This is a genomic window from Methylobacterium sp. AC433, from assembly GCF_979253015.1.
In genome coordinates, this window is record NZ_CEEDBN010000001.1 from 572,523 (window position 1) to 590,829 (window position 18,307).

Below are 18,307 nucleotides of genomic sequence, written 5' to 3' on the forward strand. Positions count from 1 at the left end.
CGCTCCGGGCCTCAGGCGGCGGCCAGCGCCATCGACATCGACTCCTTCTTCATCAGCTCGCGATAGAAGCCGTCGAGATGGGTCAGCTTGTCGGGCGAACCGTCCTGGATGATGCGGCCGCCTTCCAGCACCACGATCCGGTCGAAGTCCCTCAGGGTCGAGAGGCGGTGCGCGATCGCGATGACGGTCCGGCCCTTCATCAGGTTGGCGAGGGCGTGGCGGATCGCCTCCTCGGACTCGGCGTCGAGGGCCGAGGTGGCCTCGTCGAGGAGCAGGATCGGTGAATCCTTCAGGATGGCTCGCGCGATCGCGATGCGCTGCCGCTGGCCGCCCGAGAGCTTCACGCCGCGGTCGCCCACGATGGTGTCGAAGCCCTCGGGCAGGGCCTCGATGAAGTCCGTGCAATGGGCCGCGGCGGCGGCCTTCCAGACATCCTCGTCCGAGGCGTCGGGCCGGCCGTAGCGGATGTTCTCCCGGAGGGTGCGGTGGAACATCGAGACGTCCTGCGGCACCACCGTGATGGCCTCGCGCAGGGATTCCTGGGTCACGCGCTGGATGTCCTGGCCGTTGATCAGGATGCGGCCGCCCTGCGCGTCGTAGAAGCGCTGCAGCAGGGAGAACAGGGTCGACTTGCCGCCGCCCGACTTGCCCACGAGGCCGACCCGCTGGCCCGGCTGGAGGACGAGGTCGAAGTCGGTGAAGACGCTCCGGCCGTCCGGGTAGGCGAAGGCGACGTGGTCGAAGGTGATCTCGGCGCCGGTGCCGGTGAGCGGCTCGGCCTCCGGGTGGTCGATGAGGTCGTGCGGCTGCAGCAGGGTGTGGAGCGCCTCCGCGAGCCGGGCGGTGTGCTGGGTCGCGTCCACCAGGGCGACGGCGAGGTCGCGGGTCGCGGCCAGGATGCGGATGCCGAGGGTGCAGACGAGCACGACCTGACCGTTCGTGGCCTGGCCGGCCTCCCACATGGTGATGGCCCAGTAGAGCAGGCCGAGCACCGCCAGCACCGTGAGGACGGCGTGCACGATGCGCAGCTTCTCGAGGTAGAGCAGCGAGGAGCGGCGCGAGCGCATCTCCTGGCCGATCGTCCCGTCGAAGCGGGTGTACTCGCGCTTGAAGGCCGAGAAGGCGCGCACCAGCGGCATGTTGCCGACGAGGTCGACCATCTCGCCGTCGACGGAGGCGGCCTTGGCGGCGAAGTCGTGGTGCAGGGGCTTTCCGGCGGCCGCCATCTTGAACATCAAGAGCACGACGGCCGCGAAGATGCCGGCGAGCACCAGGGCCATCGTGAGGTTGACGGTGCCGATGTAGAGGATCGAGCCGAAAGCGGCGACGCAGGGGGGCATCACGTTGAACACGAACATGTTCTCGACCGTGAAGATCGCGTTCGAGGTCGCGGTGATGCGCGAGGCCAGGGTGCCGGGCTGCCGGTCGGCGAAGAAGGTCGGCGAGTGCCCGGTCATGTGCCGGAACAGGTCGCGCCGGATGTCGCCGGTCACGCCCACGAAGGTGAACGAGCCGACGAGGCTCGCCACGCGCCAGAGCATGTTGTCGGCTGCGATGAAGGCGATGAGGAGGGCGAGCGCGCCCCAGATCAGGCCCGCCTGCGGACCCTTGCTGAGCGCATCGACGACGCCCTTCAGCGCGTAGTCCGTGCTGACGGAGAAGCCCACGGCGCCGAGGACGGCGCACAGGATGACGATGTGCGGCAGGGCGCGTCGGCGCAGATAGCGTCCCACGAAGGCGAACGGCCTATCGGCATAAACGCAGAGGTCTTCCATCGCGGTGACCGTCCCGGTTTCGAGGGTCCGCCCGGAATTGGGGTGGACCAGCTTCTGTTAAGGCGTCCTCGCGGACCCTGGTTTCCCGCGCGTGCCCCACACACGATCTTGAGCCCCCCGGACTCGCAACGCGAAGCGGACGCAAGCGTTGCAGTGTCTGGCGGAGGTTTGCGCGTTTTTAGCGTGCAAACCTGAACATCGCTTGAGCGGCAAGCGAATTCGGTGCCGCCCGAGTTTCGTTTCTTCGCGTCACGCGGCGGGAGCGCGGCGCGTCTCCGGCATGATGAGCACCACGAGGGCGAAGGCGGCGAAGCCCACGATCGCGAGGCCGAGGAAGGCGGTGTGGCTGCCGAGCCGGTCCGCCATCACGCCGGCGAGCGAGGTGGACAGGGCGGCACCGATGCCCATCGCGGTCCCCACGGCACCCAGGGCGAGGTTGAAGTGCCCCGTCCTGCGGGTGGCGTCCGAGACCACGAGCGGCACCATCACGCCGAACACCGCGGCCGAGATGCCGTCGAAGACCTGCACCGCCACCAGGAGCTCGGGGCTGTCGACATAGGCGAAGAGCAGGCCGCGGATCGGCAGGGCGGCGAAGCCGAGGAGCAGCAGCGGGCGCCGGCCCCAGCGCTCGGCCAGGCGCCCGATGGTGGGGGCCGACACCGCCAGCACGACCTGGGGCACGACGATGCAGGCGGCGATCAGGGCGGTCGCGGTCTCGCTGGCCCGCAGGGTCAGCATGCTGCCCACCAGCGGCAGCATCGCCGCGTTGGCGAGGAAGAACAGGGTCATGCAGGCGGCAAAGCACAGGAGCGCGCGGTTGGAGAGGAGGGCGCGCAGGCCGGCCCCGCCCTGCGGCGCATCGGCGTCTCCGGCGGGCCTGGCATGGGCCGGGCCGTCGATCTCCTCGGACCGGATCCGCGACAGCGCGATCAGGGTCGGCACCATCAGGGCGGCGGTGAGGTAGAACACCGCGTCGTTCGAGAGATAGTAGCCGCAGGCCCCCATCCCGGCGGCGGCCACGGCGTTGCCGAGGGCCGAGAAGCTGGCATTGCGGCCCAGGCGCTCACCCGCCCGGGCATGGCCGACGAGGCCGATGCTGATCGCCGCGATGGCGGGGGTGAGGATGCAGCTGGCCGCAGAGTGCGCGGCCATGGCCAGCAGCACGACGAGGAAGTTCGGCCACATGGCGAGGGCGAAGGCGCTCAGCGCGATGGCCACGACCGAGAAGCCGGCGGCGAAGCGGCGCGAGCGCACCGCGTCCACGAAGGCGCCGCCGGGTACCTGGCCGAGCAGGCTGACGAGGCTGCCCACGGTCAGGGCGAAGCCGATATCGGACTGCGTCCACTTCGCCTGGGTGAAGTACACCGCCAGGAAGGGACCGAAGCCGGTCTGCAGGTTCGCCACGAAGAACGCGAACCCGTCGAGGCCGCGCGTGCTCCGGCGCGAGATCACCTTCATGTCGGCCGGGTTCTCCGCTGCCGTCGCCGGCGGGGCGTCGTCCGTGAGGGCATCGCGGCGCGGGACCGGACGCGGCCGGAACTCCGGACGCGCCACCTCCCGCGGCTTGAGGGGGCGGCGATCTTTCGGGAGCGGAACCGTCATCGATCCGGCGACTTCTCGGCCGGCTTGTCCGGCGCCTTCTCGAGGGCCGGCGCGGCCGTGGGGGCCGGCACGGGCGCGGCAGCCGGCGGAAGGGCCGCGGGCGAAGGAGCGACCGCCGCCGGGGGCGCGACCGGTCCCTGGACCGGGGCGGCCGCCTGCTCGCCCTCGGCGGGCGCGGCCGGGCTCGCGGGGCCGAGCACCACGATGGGGTCGCCGGGCTTGTACTCGGGCGAGACGCGGACCTGGTTGCGGCTGAGCTGGAGCACGGGCCGGCTGGCCTTGCCGTCGCTGGTGAATCGCATGGCCCGCCAGTCCACCGCGATCTTGCGGGAGCCGACGCCGAGGAAGCCGCCGAAATCGATGATCGCGGCGCGCGGGCGCCCGTCCTTATCGAGGATGATGTCGATGATCCGGCCCATGTCCTCGCCGGTCGAGCTGCGCACCGCCTTGCCGAGGACGCCCTCGTAATCCTGGGTGTCGAGCACGGTGGCGGGCGTGCCCGTCGCCGGCGCGCCCGGGACGGGAGCGCTCGTTGCAGGAGCGCTCGTGGCAGGAGACGGCGAGCCGGCGACGGGCGGCGTGCCGGGGGTGGCCGGTGGGGTCGGCTGGGCCGGTGCGTTGACCGGCGCCGCGGGCGGCGTCGGCGCGGGCGAGCCCGTCGTCACCTCGCCGGGGCCCGGCGCGGCGTCCTTGCCCGGCGCGGCCGGGGTCTCGGCGGCCGCGGAGGCGGCCAACAGGGTGATCGTCGCGGCGGCGATCATCCGGACAGTTCTGAACACGCGCGTTCCCCGAGTGGTGCGTCTCGCCGGCCTGACACAATGGCAGCTTGGGCGGCGGGTTCCGCCTGAAGGGCGGGTCCGGCCTCATTGCGCGTGGACCAAGGCGAAGTTGTGGATGGACGAGAGGACTGGACGCGCGGGCGGCGGCCGCCTCCGATCGCCGATGCCGGGGAGACCCGGCCCCGGCGAAAGCAGGACGTCGCCACGTCGCGCACGACGGTCGCGCAAGAAATGGACCGGGCTGGCGCCGGTCGCGGTTCCTGGCGCGGCACTCTGGCACCGGGCCAAGCGTGGCCGCAATCCCCCTCGCGCACCGGAGCGTGTCTGGTTTTCGACAAAACCCCGTCGTACAGAGGCGGATAGGTTGAGTGGGCGTCCCGTTGCGGTCGCCGGTGTTTTTCCGAGGACCAGAGCCGATGTCCCTTCCGTCCAGAGCCTGCGCCGTCGCGCTCGTTGCCGCCGCGCTCGCCGGGTGCCAAGCGCTCGGCGGCGGTGGCGGCGTGATGCCCGAGACGGAGATCGGGCCGCCGCCGTCCATGCGCGGCTCGGTGCCGGCCCCCCAGCGCGGCCGCTCGGCCGCTGCCGATCCCGACGGTGCCCCGCTCCAGACGGCCCCGACGCGCCGGCTCAACGTGCCGACCGCCGGCGGCGGCCAGACCCGTGCGGCGGCGAACGAGGAGCGCCGCATCCGTCGCGAGGACATCGAGGGCGAGACGGCGTCTCGCTCGAGCTCCGGCGGCCTCGCACCCCAGATGGGCCAGAGCGGCAGCGTCGGTCTCGGCGGGAAGTTCTAAGCCCCGGTCCGCGATCCCGAATTCGGACGACCCGCCAGATCCATGGCGGCGGCACGCGCGTGACCCTGCCGGGTCCTGCGCGCGCCGGCGCGTCGGGTCTGCGCCGCGCGGCGGCCTGCCCGAGGCTCACGGGCCATTCTTCCCGTCGGCTCGATTCGAACAGTTCTCGGCCGGGCAGAGAGCATTCCAATCTCCGGAATGGCAGTTTTCCGGCATTGCGGCGCTGTCTGTAAATTTGGTCTGTCCTCGTTGTTGCTGTCGACTGACAGTCGTGCAATGCTCGAATATTGCGCGGGTCTGAGTCCCGCGCCGGAATTTCGATCTTGCGTCGTGCCGAGCGGTGGCGGCGAACCCGCCCTGGGATGAGCGCCTCGCGAACGCACGAGCGGGAGGCATCGTCATGGATCACGATACGATGCGGCGGGCGACCGCCGAGTTCTTCGGCACCTTCTGGCTGACCTTCGGCGGCTGCGGCGCCGCGATCCTGTCGGCGGCCTTCCCGGAACTGGGGATCGGCTTCCTGGGGGTCGCCCTGGCCTTCGGCCTCACCGTGCTCACGATGGCCTACGCGGTCGGGCACATCTCCGGCGGCCATTTCAACCCGGCCGTGACCCTCGGGCTGTGGTCGGCACAGCGCTGCGCCAACCGGCACGTCCTGCCCTACATCGTCGCCCAGGTGGCGGGCGCACTCCTGGCCGCGGGCGTTCTCTATTCCATCGCGTCGGGCAAGCCCGGCTGGGTGCCGAACGGCTTCGCGGCGAACGGCTACGGGGAGCTCAGCCCGGGCAAGTACAGCCTCGCCGCCTGCCTCGTCACCGAGTTCCTGACGACGTTCTTCTTCCTCGTCATCATCGTCGGGACCACCTCGAAGGGCGCCGCGACGGGCTTTGCCGGCATCCCGATCGGGTTCGCCCTGGTGTTGATCCACCTCATCTCGATCCCGGTGACCAACACCTCGGTCAACCCGGCGCGCAGCACCGGCCCGGCCCTGATCGCGGGCGGCGACTATGTCGGGCAGCTCTGGCTGTTCTGGCTGGCGCCGATCGTCGGCGCGATGGCGGCGGGGGCCATGGCGCGCTGGCTCTACGAGCCCGCCGACGTCGTCGACACGCGGGTGATCGAGAAGGGAAGCGCGATCTGACGGAGGGCGGGGCCGAAGCGTTCGCGAACCGGAAGGCTCCCGCGGAACGCAGGGCTCCCGTGCCGGCCCCGGCGGTTCCACGGCGCGCCGAAGCGCCCTAGATCGCGAGCGTACGGAGGCCCTGCGTCCTCCGGGAGCCCGCCGCGCCCGCGATGTCACCGTCCCCCGCCAGCTCTGCACCTCCAAAGGCCGCCGGTCCCGCCGAGTCTGCCGCTCCGTCCGGCTCCTTCCCGGAGGCCGGCCCGCGCCGGCGGATGGGCGCGGCCGCGTTCCTGCGCGGCCGCGGGACGCTCACCAATCCGGGGCTGGACCTCACGCGCCTGCCGATCGGCCTCGATCCGCGCGGTCTCAGCCTCGTCGACGGGGTGCGGGCGGCCCTGGCCTTCGGCCTGGTCATCCTGCTGCACGAATGGTTTCCCTGGCCGCCGCTCCTCACCGTGGCGCTCGCCGCGAACCTCGCGTGCTTCGCCGATGCGGGCGGCCCGATGCGCTCGCGCCTCCTGGTGCTCACGGCCTTCTCGCTCCTCGGCGGGGTGATCTGGGGGCTGTTCGGCCTGATGCAGCCGCTCGGGCCGGTGCCGGTGGTGCCGCTGGCCGGCATCGTCATCTTCGGCTGCACCTATGCGCGGGTCTGGGGCGTGCAGGCGCAGGCCGCCGGCAACGTCCTGGTCCTCGTCCTGTGCTTCGCTCTCGACCGCCCGCTCACGCCCGACCAGGCCCTCGTGGCCGGGCTGGTCTTCACCGCCGGGGGGCTGTGGGCAACCCTGCTGGCGCTGCTGCTGTGGCGCCTTCACCCCTATCGCCCGACGCATCGCGCGGTGGCCGAGGTCTGGCGCCGCCTGACCCGCCTCTGCGACGACCTCGAGGACCTCGCCTCCCTGGCCTGGCCGGAGAAGCCCGAGACGAGGAACGCCGGCGGCGGAGCCCGACAGATCTTCGATCGCCAGACCTTCGATCTCCAGGCCTTCGACCGGCATGCCCGCGCCCACCGCCGGGGCGTGCGCGAGGCGATCGAGCAGGCCCGCACCGTGATCGTCGACCTCGCCCGCAGCCGCGAACGCATCTCCGACCGCACCGCCCAGGCCCTGATCCGCCTGGAGGCGGCCGAACAGATCTTCGCCGCCCTCATCGCCCTCTCGGACCTCATCGAGGGCGAGCCCGACCCGCGCCGCCGCCGGATGGCGCGCCGCTTCCTGCGCCGCCTCCGACCGCTGCTGGGCGTCATCGCCCGGGCGATCCGCGACGACAGCGCGATCGACCTCGCCCGCCTCGAGCGGGCGATCGACCGCAGCAGCCGACGCCTCGCCCACGACCGAGGCCTGCACGACCTCGCCACCCGTATCCTCGACCGCGTCAGGATCGGCGCCAAGCTCTCGACGCCGGACGGCTACCGCCCCGGCGGCGCCCTGCTCGGGCGGGCGAGCCTGCCCCTCGGGACCCGGCTCCTCGGGCCGCTCAGCACGAACTTCACCTTCGCGTCGGCCAACCTGCGCCACGCCGTGCGCGCCACCGTGGTGGCGGCACCCGCGCTGTGGGCGACGCTGGTCTGGGCGGGGCCGTTCGCCCACTGGCTCACCATGACGGTGGTGCTGACGATGCAGCCCTTCTACGCCGCCACCTGGCAGCGGGCGCTGGAGCGGATCGGCGGCACCGTGCTCGGCGGCCTGATCGGCGCCATCCTCGCCGGCTTCGCGACCTCGCCCCTGGCCCTGGCGGCCCTGGTCTTCCCCCTGAGTATCGTCGGCTTCGCCGCCCGCCAGGTCAGCTACGGCGTGTTCATCGCTTGCCTGACGCCCCTCGTCGTCCTCCTCGTCGAGGTGGTGGAACCCGGCCACGGCTCCTGGGAGGTGGCGGGCATGCGCGCGCTCCTCACGCTGCTGGGCGGCCTCATCGCGGTGGCGAGCGCCCTCGTGCTCTGGCCGATCTGGGAGCCCGACCAGGTGCGTCTCGAGCTGCGCAAGGCGATCCGCGCCCATGCCGCCTTCGCCCGCGCGGTGCTCTGCGCCGGACCCGAGGCGGAGGCCACCGGCGTCCGCGCCCAGGCGGCCCGGGCCGCTGGCCTCGCGCTGAACGACCTCGAGGCCGCGCTCGCCCGTGCCCTGCAGCAGCCCCGGGCCGGGCGCCACCCGCAGGTGGAATCCGCCATGGTGGCCGACGCAACCCTGCGGCGGATCTCGGCGCGCCTCACGGCCCTGCGCTACGCCGTCGACACCGCGGAGCCCGAGGCCCTCGCGTCCTGGAGCGGCTGGATCACCGCGACCCTGTCCAGCCTCGGCGGCGAGGGCGCGCCGCCGCCGATGCCCTCGGCTCCCCGCAGCGACGGGCTGACCCGCCTCGTCGCCCAGATCGAACTCCTGGGCGAGACCCTGGCCCCCGCCGCGACGCGGGCCGCCCGGGGCTAGGCATCGGCCCGGCGGCCCGGCCCCGTCGAAATCCTTGGGTTGCGCCGGGTTCGACGCGCCGAGGCGTGAGCCGCCCCGTGCGATTCGCGCGGTGCCGGCCGGTCGTGCCGGCCCAATGCCGAAACCGTGATCGATCTGCCACACCGGACTCGGACGAGGAGGTCGCCAGCCTCCGGACGGGCCGAAAAACGGCCCGGGATCACAGGACGCCGGACCGCTTAATTCAAAATTAACCATTTCCTTAAAGAAACATTTCCAACGCAAAGCGACGGACGGCAGCGACTACATCCCTCAAAGAGATGTCGCTGCGAAGTCATCATCAAGTAAAACCTGGATGCCAAGGGCGAACAACGAAGTCGCTCCGCTTCCAAGGTGATCGTCAAGTCGGCTTGCACAACAGTTCGTTTTCGGCGGGGCGCTGAAATGTATATCGTTGTCGATGAGCGGCAGGCGGTTGCCGCCGAGTACGTGGCGGGTTTCAAGGCACAGGCTGTTCCGGCGCGCGGCAGCCGCGCCGACGACTTCCTGACCTGGCTCGCCGGGAACCCGGCCGACGCCCTGCAGGGGATCGTGCTCGGTGAATGCGCCGATCGCGCCAGCCGGACCGCCGCGATCCGCAGCCTGTCCCAGGCGCCGATCATCGCCCTCAACGAGACCCGCTCCCTGGAGCAGACCCTCGACCTCTTCACCGCCGGCATCGACGACGTCGTGCGCCGCCCGGTCCATGTCCGCGAGATCCTGGCCCGGGCCGAGGCGATCCGCCGCCGCGGCATCCGCGGCGAGGTCCAGGCGCCCGTCGCCCAGGACCGCAGTGGCCGTCTCAAGGTCTTCTCCGACGGGCGCGACCCCGAGATCGACGGCGCCAGCCTGATCCTGCCGCGCCGCGAGCGCCACATCCTCGAGTTCTTCGCCGGCCAGCGCGGCCGCCAGCTCAGCCGGACGCAGATCTTCAACGCGGTCTATGCCGATCACGGCACCGACGTGGAGGAGAGCGTGGTCGAGGGCCACATCAGCAAGCTGCGCAAGAAGCTGCGCCTGCGCCTCGGCTACGACCCGATCGAGGCCAAGCGCCTGGCCGGCTACACCTTCGTCGGCTGATCCGAACCGTCGCCGAGCGACGAAAACCCCCACGCTCCGGCCGGAGCGTGGGGGTTTTCGCTTGCGCGATCAGAGCGGATCGCGTCGCCGGGCCGTCAGCCCGGCGACGCGGGTCCGGTCTTACCGGAAGAGCGAGAGGACGTTCTGGCTCGCGCCGTTGGCGATGCTGAGGGCCTGCACGCCGAGCTGCTGCTGGGTCTGCAGGGCCTTGAGCTTGGTGGACTCCTCCTCGATGTCGGCATCGACGAGGGTGCCGATGGTCCGGTCGTTGGCCTTCATCAGGGTATCGATGAACGCCTTCTGGCCATCCACCTGCTTCTTGCTCGAACCGAGCGAGGTCGCGGTGTTGGTCATGGCAGCCAGGGCCTTGTCGACCTGGGTGATGAAGGCCTTCACCTGCGCATCGGTGGCGGCGGAGATATCGATGGTGCTCACCGCCTTGCCGGTGATGGCATCCACGCTGTCCAGGATACCCTGGCTCGCAGCGGTTCCGGCGACGCCGGTGCCCGACTGCGTGGCCGCGGCGTAGCCGAGGCCCGCACCGGCGAAGATCACGGCGACCGTGGCGGATGCGCCGAGCTTCGTCGTTTCGAACTGGAGGCGACCACCATTGTCCAGGCTCGCCGTCACGGCGCCGGTGGTCTTGGGGTCGGCAGCGAGCTGCTTGTTGATCTCCGCGACGACCTGATCGTTCGTGACCTTGGTCGAGTCGAAGCCGGCGGCGGCGGGGAACTTCGCCGCATCGAGGGTGACGGTGACGGCGCCGCCGCCGTTCGCGTTGACCGTGAAGCTGACGGCCGTCGTGAAATCGGTGCTGGGCCCGAAAGAAGCCGGAGCGGTCACCTTCGCAGACGTACCGGCGCTCGCGCCGGCATCGTAGAGCTTCAGGCCGCCGGCAGCGCCGACGTTGATCGACACCTCGGAGAACTTGATGCCGCCGGTGACGTCGCGCGAGAAGCCCGCGACGATCTTCTGCGTGGCGGTGAACTTCGCGTTCGAGGAATCCACCGAGAGCCAGTTCTGGCCGCTCATGACCGACGAGTCGGCCGTGGACTTCATGGTCGACTGGATGGCGGCGATTTCGACCTGGACCTTGGCGCGGTCCACGTTGGAGGAGAGGGCCGAGGTCAGCTGGGTGCGCAGGCTCTTGACGTTCTCGATGATGCTGTTGATGCCGTTATAGGCCGTGTCGATCGAGGAGCTGCCCAGGCCGAGCACGTCCTTGACGGCGCCGAGCGACGAGTTGTCGGCGCGAACGGTGGTGGCGATCGACCAGTAGGCGGCGTTGTCGGCGGCGGACGACACGCGCAGGCCGGTCGACACGCGGTTGCTGGTCACGTCCAGCTGGGTCGTGATGCTCTTCAGGGTCGTCAGCGCCGTCATGGCGGCGTTGTTGGTCAGCAGGCTGGTCATTGCGAGGATGTCCGGTTGACAGGAATTGCAAGGAATTCGTGTGTGTGGCCGAGCAATACGCCGCGAGGGCTAAAGACCTCTTTGCGTAGAGATCCAATATTGCTTCATACATCCCGGATTTTCACCGGACCGGTGGGACGACATCATGTCTATAGGTCCACGAAACCTATCCACCGCGTTCGCATCGAGGGGCTTCCGTCCCGATCGGGGACAGTCGCTTGCCGATGGAGCGACTATGCCCGGTCCGGCTTAGCAGGAGCTTAAGGCCGACGGTCCGGGCCTGTGCCCGGATGCGCCGCATCCCATCGGGGCGCCGAGCCGCGCGGCCGTTCGTCAGTCCTGAGGCAGGAAGGTGACGCCGGCGAAATCGGCGCGCTGCCAGCGCAGCTGGACCGCGACGGTGCGCAGTTCATGGCCGGCGATGACGAGGTCGAAGCGCTCGGGCAGGGGGGTCGGCCGGGGCAGGCGCAGGCTGGCGCCCTTGGGCGAGAGGTCCCGGACGATGCAGGGCAGCAGGCGCTCGGGGCCGAGGACGATGCGACCCTGCTGCATCACGCGGAAGCGCTTCGGCGAGGGCGTGCGCGCGGGCCGGTCCCCCCGGGATACCGCCTCTCGCCAATCCGCCATCGCCGTGCCGTTCCGTCCGTGATCCGCGGGCAGACTTAACAGCGGGTTTCCGCCCTGTCGATCCGGGCCGGATCTTAAGGACTTGGTAACTATAACATGGGAGAGTTTCGGCTCGTCCGCCGGCTTCTCTCTACGATGGCCATGACCACGACCTTCCCCCGTCGCGCCGCAAACCCGCTCTCGCCCCGTCCGGGCTACACGCGACCGTCCGCCGGGGCCGAGCTCCTGCGCCGGTCCCGGGCGGCCGCCGTGGAGCGCGCGGCCGTCGGGATCTGCCTCGGCCTCGCCGTGGTCTCGGGCAGCTTCGCGGCCTATTCGATCACGGGCGCCTCGAACACCTACTCGGTCCAGCCGTTCCTGCCGGCGGTCGGCGGCGGCTTCGCCTGGAAGCGGCCCGCCGCGCCGACGCGCGAGGCCGCCCTCGACCTCGACCCGACCACCACGGGTGCGCTGCCCGATCCCGTGGCACCGTCCTCCGAGGCGGAGCGGAGCGAGACCGCTCCGAAGGCGCGCAGCTACGTCCTGCGCCGGGTCACCGAGGGGGCCGCCCTGGTGGAAGGCCCCGAGGGCTTGCGCCAGGTGGTGCCGGGCGCCGTCCTGCCGGGCGCCGGCCGCATCCTCTCCATCCGCGCCACCGGGTCCGGCTGGGTCGTGATCACCTCGGAGACGATCATCGGGCCGACCCCGCTGTGACGAACGCGCGCCGCCCGGTGTCGGCACCAGCCTGCCGCAAGCCATTCGGCCTAGACCGGAGCGGTCCCGCGCCGGCTCCCGGCGCCGCGGCCCTCCGCACCCGTCCGTCCCACCCGTCCTCCCCGGATCCGGCGATGCCGCCGCGCCGCACGAGCGATCGCGCCCTGCCATGACGAGCACCTTCACGAGCTACGCGCTGCTGACGCGCGACCTCGACGCGACCCTGGCGCGCAAGGCCGCGCAGCCCGACGTCGCCCGAGAGACCGCCTACTACAAGGCGAAGATCGGCACCGTGACGTCGATCGACGAGTTCCTCGCCGACCGCCGCCTCTACGCCTACGCCATGAAAGCCTACGGCCTGGAGGACATGACCTACGCCAAGGCCTTCATGCGCAAGGTCCTGACCGAGGGCGTGGCCGACTCCACCGCCTTCGCCAACCGCCTCGCCGACGACCGCTACGTCGCCTTCGCCAAGGCCTTCGACTTCAACACCAACGGCGCGACCACAACGACCCTGGCCGCGGCCACCACCGACACCACCGCCGCCTACCTGCGCCAGAGCGTGGAATCCGACGCGGGCAGCGACGACACCGGCGTGCGCCTCGCCCTGTACTTCGCCCGCGTGGCTCCGACGGTCTCCTCCGGCTACGGCGTGCTGGGAGATCCCGCCCTGTCGCAGGTGATCAAGACCGTCCTCGGCCTGCCCGACGTCTCGTCCTCGGACGCCATCGCCCGTCAGGCGGCGGTCATCGAGGACCGGGTCGACCTCGCGAGCTTCCAAGACCCGGAGAAGCTCGGGCGCTTCGTGCAGCGCTTCACCGCGATCTGGGATGCCAAGAACAACGCCGCCTCGGCGCCCATCCTCACCCTGTTCGCCGATTCCACCACGCCGGGCCTCGACGCGAGCCTGCTCCTCAGCCTCCAGCGCATCCGCACCGGGAGCTGAGCCGCCATGCAGAACGCCCTCTACGTCTCGCTGTCGGCCCAGATCGCGATGGACAAGCGGCTGAACGCGGTCGCCAACAACGTCGCGAACCTGTCCACCAGCGGCTACCGCGCCGAGGACACCAAGTTCACCGCGCTCCTCGCGCAGGCGACGAAGGGCGCCGTCGCCTTCGCCTCCACGGGCGACACCTACATCTCCCGGCGCGCCGGTCCGACGATCAAGACGGACAGCCCCCTCGACGTCGCTGTCCAGGGCGAGGCCTGGTTCGCGGTGCGGGGCGCCAATGGCCCCGTCTATACCCGCGACGGCCGCATGACGATGGATGCGCTGGGGCAGCTGCGCAGCCTCACCGGGCAGCCGATGCTCGATCCCGGCGGCGCGCCGATCCTGCTCGATCCGCAGGCCGGTCCGCCCACCATCGGGCGCGACGGCAGCGTCTCGCAGGGCATCAACCAGGTCGGGGCCATCGGGCTCTTCACCCTGGATCCGAAGAGCACGCTCACCCGGGCCGAGCCGAACGGCGTCAGCACCAGCCTGCCGGCGATCCCCGTGCAGGACTTCACCCGCACGGGCATGGTCCAGGGCTACGTCGAGGGCGCCAACGTCAATCCGGTCCTGGAGATGACGAAGCTCATCACCATCCAGCGCGCCTTCGAGAGTGCGGCGACGCTCACCTCGGAGACCGAGAACACCTTCTCCGGGGCGATCCGCTCCCTGAGCCCGCAGGGCTGAGCCGATGCGCGACGTCCTCGACCGCCTCGGCGCGGCCCTGGCGACGGGCCGCGAGGTCCTGCCCCTGGTGCGCGTCGGGGGACCGATCCAAGAGGTCACGGCCAGCGCCGCCCGGGTCGCGGGCGTCGCGCCGTTCATGACCCTCGGCGACCGCATGGGCTTCCTGGCCAACGGCCGCGAGCAGATCGGCGAGGTCGTGCGGGTGGATGCGGCCGGCGTGACCGTGAAGCCCTTCGATGCCCGGATCGAGGCCGGGATCGGCACCCTGGCCTATCGCCTCGGCGACCCGACCCTGCGGCCGGACCCGAGCTGGAAGGGCCGGGTGATCGATGCCCTCGGGCGTCCCATCGACGGCCTCGGCGACCTCGTCCCCGGCGCCCGGGCCGTCCCGCTGGAGGCCACCCCGCCCCCCGCCATGGAGCGGGCGCGGGTGACGAAGCCCCTGCGCACGGGGGTGCGCGCCCTCGACCTGTTCACGCCCCTCTGCCTCGGCCAGCGCATCGGCATCTTCGCCGGCTCCGGCGTCGGCAAGTCGACCCTGCTGGCGATGCTGGCCGGGGCCACCGGCTTCGACAGCGTCGTGGTCGCCCTGGTCGGCGAGCGCGGCCGCGAGGTGCGCGAGTTCCTGGAAGGCGCGATGGCGCCCAACCGGGCGCGCGCCGTCATCGTCGTCTCCACCGGGGACGAGAGCCCGATGATGCGCCGCCAGGCACCGAAGATGGCGCTGGCCATCGCGGAATCGTTCCGCGATGCCGGCGAATCCGTCCTGCTCATCGTGGATTCGGTGACGCGCTACGCCCATGCGGCCCGCGACGTCGCCCTGGCGGCCGGCGAACCGGCGGTGGCCCGGGGCTATCCGCCGAGCGTGTTCTCGGACCTGCCCCGCCTCCTCGAGCGGGCCGGCCCCGGCCTCGACGGCGCCGGGACCATCACGGGCGTGTTCTCGGTGCTGGTGGACGGGGACGACCACAACGACCCCGTGGCGGATTCGATCCGCGGTACCCTCGACGGGCACGTGGTCCTCGACCGCGCCATCGCCGAGCAGGGCCGCTACCCCGCCGTGCACCTCCTCGGCTCGATCTCGCGCCTCGCCACCGAGGTCTGGACGCCCGAGCAGCGCGAGCTGGTCCGGCGCCTCAGGGCCATGATGGCGCGGTTCGAGGAGACCCGCGACCTGCGCCTGATGGGCGGCTACCGCGCCGGCGAGGACGCCGAGCTCGACCAGGCCATCCTCCTGGTGCCGCGGATCTACGAGGCCCTGCGCCAGGAACCCGGCATGGCGGCGAGCGAGGATGCCTTCCTCGAACTCGCCCAGTCTCTGCGGAGCTGAGGCGACGATGGCGCCCGTCTCCCACGCCCCCCCGTTTCGCTCCGGCGGCACGTGGCCACCCAGCCCCGCGCAAGCCTGCCTTCCTCTAGTGCCCGCCAGCCCTTCGCGCCGTGCCGCGATCTCCGTTTCCGAGGTGACGTCATGAGTCTCATCAGCGTTTTGCGCACCGGCGTCTCCGGCATGAACGCGCAATCGAACCGCATCTCCACGGTCGCCGAGAACGTCCAGAACTCGAGCACCACCGGCTACAAGCGCTCGGCCGCCGAGTTCTCCTCGCTGCTCATCGAGGGCAGCTCCACCGCGAACTACACGTCCGGCGCGGTCGAGACCACGGTTCGCCGGTCCATCGGCGCCGAGGGCCCGATCACCTTCACGTCGTCGAAGACCGACCTGGCGATCCAGGGCAACGGCTTCTTCGTGGTGCAGGACGCGAACAAGGCGCCCTACCTGACCCGGGCCGGCAACTTCGTCGTGGATGGGCCGACGGGCAACCTCGTCAATGCCGGCGGCTTCGCCCTGCTGGGCTACAGCCTCGTCGACGGCCAGGACCCGAATCCCGCCCTCAACAGCACCGACGGGCTCGTTCCCGTGAACATGGCGAGCCTCGGCCTGCGGGCGACGCCCTCCACCAAGGCGGCGGTGACCGGCAACCTGTCCGCCGACAGCGCCGCCCTGAGCGGCACCCTGTCGCCGACCAACTTCTCGAAGAAGAGTTCGCTCGTCACCTACGACAAGCTCGGCAACAGCGTCACCCTCGACATCTATCTCGGACGGTCCGCGGCGAGCCCGGGCGACCCGGCCGCGGTCCCGCCGGTTCCCGCCGTCTCGGCCAACACCTGGACCGCCTCGGTCTACGCCCCGGACGGAACCGCCCTGACCGCGCCGCCGGTGACCCTCGTGTTCGGCACGGACGGCAAGCTGAGCGGCGCCGCCAGCGCGAGCTTCACGATTCCCGGGGGCGACCCCTTCACCCTCGACATGAGCGGGATGACGCAGCTCGCCGGGGCCTACGACCTGAAGGGCACCGCCAACGGCAAGGCGCCCTCGGCCGTGACCGGGACCGAGTTCGGCTCCGACGGCCTCGTCTACGCGACCTACGCCGACGGCACCCGCCTCGGGGCCTTCAAGATTCCGCTCGCCGCGGTGAAGAGCCCGGACAACTTGGACCCGCGCGCCGGCAACGTCTACCTGCCCTCGCTGAACTCCGGCGACCTCCAGATCGGCTTCGCCGGCCTCGGCGGCCTCGGCACCATCAAGGCGAGCGCGCTGGAGCAGTCCAACGTCGACGTCAGCACCGAGCTGACCTCGATGATCGAGTCGCAGACCGTCTACACCGCCAACTCGAAGGTGTTCATGACCGGCAACGAGCTGCTCGAGACCCTGATGAACCTCAAGCGCTGAGCCGCGCCGCGCTCCGGCGCGGCTCCCGAACCCGTCCCGCCGCATCGCCCCGATGCGGCGGCCTGCGCCCCCCGCGCCCGCCTGCCAGGACTTCGCCGATGGGCCTCTCCCTCGCCCTCAACACCGCCCGCTCCTCGCTCATCGCGACCTCGACACAGATCGCGGTCTCGGCCCGTAACACGGCCGGGGCGAGCGATCCGTTCTACACCCGCAAGATCGCCAACCTCGTGGCGGCGGGCGGCGGCAGCGCGGTCTCGATCCAGCGCGCCACCGACGTCGCCCTGTTCGACCGCAAGCTCGCCGGAACCGCCTCGGCGGCGGCCAGCGAGGCCGTGCTCGACGGCCTCGACACGCTCCAGGGTACCATCGGCGACACCGGCGACGGCACCTCGGCCGCCGCGCGCCTCGGTGCGCTCAACGCGGCGCTGAAGGCCGCGGCCAACAAGCCGGACGATGCGGCCCTGGCCCGCGATGCGGTCGACCGCGCCCGCGACCTCGCCACGAGCCTCAACACCGGGGCGGCCGCCGTCCAGACCGTCCGCGCCCAGGCGGATGCCGGTCTTGCGGATTCGGTCGCGACCATCAACGACCTCCTGTCCCAGTTCGAGGCCGCCAACCGCGTCGTGACCAGCGGGACCGCGGCCGGCACCGACGTGACCGATGCCCTCGACGACCGGGACCGCATCCTCGCCGGCCTCTCGCGCGAGATCGGCATCTCCACGGTGATCCGCGCCGGCAACGACGTCGCGATCTACACCGACAGCGGCGTGCCACTGTTCGAGCGCAGCGCCCGCCGGGTCGCCTTCAGCCCCACCGCCCCCTACTCGGCCGGTACCACGGGCGGCGCCGTCATGGTGGACGGCGTCGCGGTGACGGGCGCCAATTCGCCGATGCCGGTGCATTCGGGCCGCATCGCGGGCCTCGCGGAACTGCGCGACGGGGTCGCGACGCGCTACGAGGCCCAACTCGACGGCATCGCCAACGGACTCATCGACGCCTTCGCCGAAACCGGCACCGACGCCGGCGGCCAGGTGGTGCGCGCGGCGGGCCTGTTCACCGCCGGGGCGGGCGGCCCGGTCCCGAACGGAACCACCGTGGACCAGACGGGCCTCGCCGCCCGGATCCGGGTGAGCGCCTCGGTCGATCCGCAGCAGGGCGGCGACGTCACGCTCCTGCGGGACGGCGGGATCGCGGGCGCGATCTTCCGGTCGAATCCGGCCACATCGGGCGACACCGCCTTTCCCGACCGCCTGCGGGCGCTCGCCTCGGTCCTGACGGCGGACCGCGCCTTCGACCCGTCCTCGGACCTCGCGACCCAGAGCAACCTCCAGGATTTCGCCACGGCCTCCATCGGCTGGCTCGCGGGCAAGCGGCAGACCGCCACGGCGGAATCGGCCTACCAGGCGACGCTGCTCGCCCGCGCCTCCGACGCCTATTCCAACGCCACCGGCGTCAACGCCGACGACGAGACGGCGGCGGCCCTCGACCTCGAACGGTCCTACACCGCCTCGGCCAAGCTGCTGACCCTGGTGAACGACCTCCTGAAAACCCTGATGGACGCGGTGCGATAGACC

The 18,307-nt window shown here is 71.3% G+C and carries 15 protein-coding genes; 10 read left to right on the plus strand and 5 right to left on the minus strand.

What is annotated here, in order from left to right; genetic code table 11:
• Nucleotides 1–11: 11 nt before the first annotated feature.
• The 3 genes from AC0IWM_RS02760 to AC0IWM_RS02770 form a co-directional block, all read right to left on the minus strand.
• On the minus strand, nucleotides 12–1,775 hold the full coding sequence (locus AC0IWM_RS02760) for an ABC transporter ATP-binding protein (RefSeq protein WP_471752957.1): 1,764 nt from the start codon (nucleotides 1,773–1,775) through the stop codon (nucleotides 12–14).
• 249 nt (nucleotides 1,776–2,024) lie between these two features.
• On the minus strand, nucleotides 2,025–3,377 hold the full coding sequence (locus tag AC0IWM_RS02765) for an MFS transporter (protein ID WP_471752958.1): 1,353 nt from the start codon (nucleotides 3,375–3,377) through the stop codon (nucleotides 2,025–2,027).
• Complete coding sequence (locus AC0IWM_RS02770; RefSeq protein WP_471752959.1) at nucleotides 3,374–4,156, minus strand: PRC-barrel domain-containing protein; 783 nt, start codon at nucleotides 4,154–4,156, stop codon at nucleotides 3,374–3,376. The genes AC0IWM_RS02765 and AC0IWM_RS02770 overlap by 4 nt, the downstream gene beginning before the upstream one ends.
• Nucleotides 4,157–4,572: 416 nt before the next feature.
• On the opposite strand from AC0IWM_RS02770, the gene AC0IWM_RS02775 reads away from it, so the two are divergent.
• The 4 genes from AC0IWM_RS02775 to AC0IWM_RS02790 all read left to right on the plus strand — a co-directional run bounded on the left by AC0IWM_RS02775 (nucleotide 4,573) and on the right by AC0IWM_RS02790 (nucleotide 9,591).
• Nucleotides 4,573–4,950 (plus strand): hypothetical protein, encoded by a 378-nt coding sequence (locus AC0IWM_RS02775; RefSeq protein WP_471752960.1) that lies wholly within the window; start codon nucleotides 4,573–4,575, stop codon nucleotides 4,948–4,950.
• A 400-nt stretch (nucleotides 4,951–5,350) separates the two neighbouring features.
• Entirely contained in the window at nucleotides 5,351–6,091 is a 741-nt protein-coding gene (gene aqpZ / locus AC0IWM_RS02780) for an aquaporin Z (RefSeq protein ID WP_471752961.1), read from the plus strand.
• 254 nt (nucleotides 6,092–6,345) lie between these two features.
• Complete coding sequence (locus AC0IWM_RS02785; RefSeq protein WP_471752962.1) at nucleotides 6,346–8,493, plus strand: FUSC family protein; 2,148 nt, start codon at nucleotides 6,346–6,348, stop codon at nucleotides 8,491–8,493.
• Nucleotides 8,494–8,916: 423 nt separating this feature from the next.
• Nucleotides 8,917–9,591: a response regulator transcription factor gene (locus tag AC0IWM_RS02790; RefSeq protein ID WP_471752963.1), complete on the plus strand. Its 675-nt coding sequence runs from the start codon at nucleotides 8,917–8,919 to the stop codon at nucleotides 9,589–9,591.
• A gap of 120 nt (nucleotides 9,592–9,711) precedes the next feature.
• Here AC0IWM_RS02790 and AC0IWM_RS02795 read toward each other — a convergent pair whose 3' ends face one another.
• Both AC0IWM_RS02795 and AC0IWM_RS02800 read right to left on the minus strand, forming a co-directional pair.
• Complete coding sequence (locus AC0IWM_RS02795; RefSeq protein WP_471752964.1) at nucleotides 9,712–11,004, minus strand: flagellin N-terminal helical domain-containing protein; 1,293 nt, start codon at nucleotides 11,002–11,004, stop codon at nucleotides 9,712–9,714.
• Between the two features lie 333 nt (nucleotides 11,005–11,337).
• A complete protein-coding gene (locus tag AC0IWM_RS02800; RefSeq protein ID WP_471752965.1) occupies nucleotides 11,338–11,631 on the minus strand; it encodes a PilZ domain-containing protein in 294 nt (97 codons plus the stop codon).
• A 141-nt stretch (nucleotides 11,632–11,772) separates the two neighbouring features.
• Here AC0IWM_RS02800 and AC0IWM_RS02805 point away from each other — a divergent pair, with 141 nt between their 5' ends.
• The 6 genes from AC0IWM_RS02805 to flgK all read left to right on the plus strand — a co-directional run bounded on the left by AC0IWM_RS02805 (nucleotide 11,773) and on the right by flgK (nucleotide 18,304).
• The gene (locus AC0IWM_RS02805; protein WP_243214828.1) at nucleotides 11,773–12,324 is read left to right on the plus strand and encodes a hypothetical protein; all 552 of its coding nucleotides are present in this window, start codon (nucleotides 11,773–11,775) and stop codon (nucleotides 12,322–12,324) included.
• A 169-nt stretch (nucleotides 12,325–12,493) separates the two neighbouring features.
• Nucleotides 12,494–13,270 (plus strand): DUF1217 domain-containing protein, encoded by a 777-nt coding sequence (locus tag AC0IWM_RS02810; protein WP_471752966.1) that lies wholly within the window; start codon nucleotides 12,494–12,496, stop codon nucleotides 13,268–13,270.
• Between the two features lie 6 nt (nucleotides 13,271–13,276).
• Nucleotides 13,277–14,002 carry a flagellar basal-body rod protein FlgF gene (flgF, locus tag AC0IWM_RS02815; protein ID WP_471752967.1) on the plus strand — a complete coding sequence of 242 codons (726 nt, stop codon included), beginning with the start codon at nucleotides 13,277–13,279 and terminating at the stop codon, nucleotides 14,000–14,002.
• 4 nt (nucleotides 14,003–14,006) lie between these two features.
• Nucleotides 14,007–15,332: a flagellar protein export ATPase FliI gene (gene fliI / locus AC0IWM_RS02820; protein WP_471752968.1), complete on the plus strand. Its 1,326-nt coding sequence runs from the start codon at nucleotides 14,007–14,009 to the stop codon at nucleotides 15,330–15,332.
• Between the two features lie 141 nt (nucleotides 15,333–15,473).
• Nucleotides 15,474–16,733 (plus strand): flagellar hook protein FlgE, encoded by a 1,260-nt coding sequence (locus AC0IWM_RS02825; RefSeq protein WP_471752969.1) that lies wholly within the window; start codon nucleotides 15,474–15,476, stop codon nucleotides 16,731–16,733.
• Nucleotides 16,734–16,831: 98 nt separating this feature from the next.
• Nucleotides 16,832–18,304: a flagellar hook-associated protein FlgK gene (flgK, locus tag AC0IWM_RS02830; protein ID WP_471752970.1), complete on the plus strand. Its 1,473-nt coding sequence runs from the start codon at nucleotides 16,832–16,834 to the stop codon at nucleotides 18,302–18,304.
• Nucleotides 18,305–18,307: the final 3 nt, after the last annotated feature.

What these genes read in the sequence shown, in the direction of transcription:
- fliI (WP_471752968.1), top strand. Translation starts at nt 14,007, where the DNA reads ATGCGCGACGTCCTCGACCGCCTCGGCGCGGCCCTGGCGACGGGCCGC.
- flgK (WP_471752970.1), top strand. Translation starts at nt 16,832, where the DNA reads ATGGGCCTCTCCCTCGCCCTCAACACCGCCCGCTCCTCGCTCATCGCG.
- AC0IWM_RS02775 (WP_471752960.1), top strand. Translation starts at nt 4,573, where the DNA reads ATGTCCCTTCCGTCCAGAGCCTGCGCCGTCGCGCTCGTTGCCGCCGCG.
- flgF (WP_471752967.1), top strand. Translation starts at nt 13,277, where the DNA reads ATGCAGAACGCCCTCTACGTCTCGCTGTCGGCCCAGATCGCGATGGAC.
- AC0IWM_RS02790 (WP_471752963.1), top strand. Translation starts at nt 8,917, where the DNA reads ATGTATATCGTTGTCGATGAGCGGCAGGCGGTTGCCGCCGAGTACGTG.
- AC0IWM_RS02765 (WP_471752958.1), bottom strand. Translation starts at nt 3,377, where the DNA reads ATGACGGTTCCGCTCCCGAAAGATCGCCGCCCCCTCAAGCCGCGGGAG.
- AC0IWM_RS02810 (WP_471752966.1), top strand. Translation starts at nt 12,494, where the DNA reads ATGACGAGCACCTTCACGAGCTACGCGCTGCTGACGCGCGACCTCGAC.
- AC0IWM_RS02805 (WP_243214828.1), top strand. Translation starts at nt 11,773, where the DNA reads ATGACCACGACCTTCCCCCGTCGCGCCGCAAACCCGCTCTCGCCCCGT.
- aqpZ (WP_471752961.1), top strand. Translation starts at nt 5,351, where the DNA reads ATGGATCACGATACGATGCGGCGGGCGACCGCCGAGTTCTTCGGCACC.
- AC0IWM_RS02785 (WP_471752962.1), top strand. Translation starts at nt 6,346, where the DNA reads ATGGGCGCGGCCGCGTTCCTGCGCGGCCGCGGGACGCTCACCAATCCG.
- AC0IWM_RS02760 (WP_471752957.1), bottom strand. Translation starts at nt 1,775, where the DNA reads ATGGAAGACCTCTGCGTTTATGCCGATAGGCCGTTCGCCTTCGTGGGA.
- AC0IWM_RS02825 (WP_471752969.1), top strand. Translation starts at nt 15,474, where the DNA reads ATGAGTCTCATCAGCGTTTTGCGCACCGGCGTCTCCGGCATGAACGCG.
- AC0IWM_RS02800 (WP_471752965.1), bottom strand. Translation starts at nt 11,631, where the DNA reads ATGGCGGATTGGCGAGAGGCGGTATCCCGGGGGGACCGGCCCGCGCGC.
- AC0IWM_RS02795 (WP_471752964.1), bottom strand. Translation starts at nt 11,004, where the DNA reads ATGACCAGCCTGCTGACCAACAACGCCGCCATGACGGCGCTGACGACC.